We start from the raw sequence: 1,433 nt of genomic DNA, 5'->3' as shown, positions 1-1,433 counted from the left end.
GACGTGTTGTTACTAGGCACCGAAAACGGTACCCAAACCGTCAACCCAAAATAATATGCACTAGCCCGCTGTAATAGCGGGCTTTTTGCCAGAGCGAATATATGTTCAGACCTCTAAGTGTCTATATCGGCGCCCGTTATACCCGGGCTAAACGGCGTAATCATTTTATTTCATTCATCTCGATGACCTCTATGCTGGGCGTCGCGCTCGGTGTGGCCGCATTGATTACCGTGTTATCGGTAATGAATGGTTTTGAAAAGGAATTACGCGAACGCATTCTCGGTATGACATCACATGCTTTTGTCACCGGCTCGGATGGCACACTGGCTGACTGGGAAAAGGCCGAGGTACTTATCGAAGGCTTCCCAAGAGTTATAAATACTGCTCCTTTTGTTGAAGGCCAGGCAATGCTGAATCAGGGTAGCCGGGTTCGAGGCACCCAAATCCGTGGGGTTGATCCCGCTTTGGAGCCTAAGGTTTCCAGTATTGGTGACAAAATCATTCAGGGTCGCTTTGACTCACTGCAACCGGGCAGTTACGGCATTATTCTGGGTAAGGATTTAGCCATTGCCATGGGCGTGGGCACCGGCGATAAAATCACGGTGATCACACCACACGTTACCCCAACCCCTGCCGGGGTTATTCCCAGACTGAAACGTTTGACCGTATCAGGTGTTTTTGAAATCGGCATGTATGAATATGACAGTGCGTTAGCCATCATGAATATTGAGGATGCCGCTAATTTATTCCGCATACCCGGCAAAGTAACGGGCCTGCGATTGCAACTGGACGATGTCTATCAGGCTCCAAGAATTACCCGAGAGCTTTTACAAACCCTGCCTGCAGAATATCGCGCAGCTGACTGGACTTACCAGCATGCTAACTTTTTCCGTGCCTTAAAAACCGAAAAAACCGTGATGTTTGTCATTCTGATGCTGATTGTGGCCGTTGCGGCATTTAACATCGTTTCAACGCTGGTAATGATGGTAACCGATAAATATGCAGATATTGCCATTTTGAGGACGCTGGGCATGTCACCGCGCGGCATCATGGGGATTTTCATGGTGCAGGGTATTGTTATTGGTCTCATTGGCACAATTCTGGGGGTGATAGGTGGGGTCATTCTGGCGTTGAATGTGTCTAACATTATCGCCTGGATAGAAACCATTTTAGGTTACCAGTTCCTGCCAGCAGAAGTGTATTACATCAGTGACCTGCCTTCCGATTTGCATTGGAACGATGTCACGGTGATTGGTATTACTGCCTTTGTTTTATCCATTCTTTCGACTATCTATCCTTCCTGGCGTGCCGCTCAGGTTAAACCGGCTGAGGCTTTACGTTATGACTGATAACACGGTAATTCGCTGCGAAAAACTGGTAAAGCGCTATAAAGACGGTAATCTGGAAACCCCGGTATTACAGGATATTAATCT

At 47.7% G+C, this 1,433-nt stretch carries 1 protein-coding gene; it reads left to right on the top strand.

Features of this window, described 5'->3' with window-relative positions; genetic code table 11:
* Positions 1 to 101: 101 nt before the first annotated feature.
* A complete protein-coding gene (locus B3182_RS04390) occupies positions 102 to 1,349 on the top strand; it encodes a lipoprotein-releasing ABC transporter permease subunit (RefSeq protein ID WP_292353639.1) in 1,248 nt (415 codons plus the stop codon).
* Positions 1,350 to 1,433 lie beyond the last annotated feature (84 nt).

The sequence above is a fragment of the Methylophaga sp. UBA4204 genome, from assembly GCF_002379485.1.
Lineage (GTDB): Bacteria > Pseudomonadota > Gammaproteobacteria > Nitrosococcales > Methylophagaceae > Methylophaga.
The sequence above is the reverse complement of the archived record's forward strand: the minus strand, read 5'-3'. Positions and strand labels throughout refer to the sequence as shown.

Excerpts from the sequence above, each read along its gene's own strand:
- B3182_RS04390 (WP_292353639.1), top strand. The coding sequence starts at position 102 with ATGTTCAGACCTCTAAGTGTCTATATCGGCGCCCGTTATACCCGGGCT.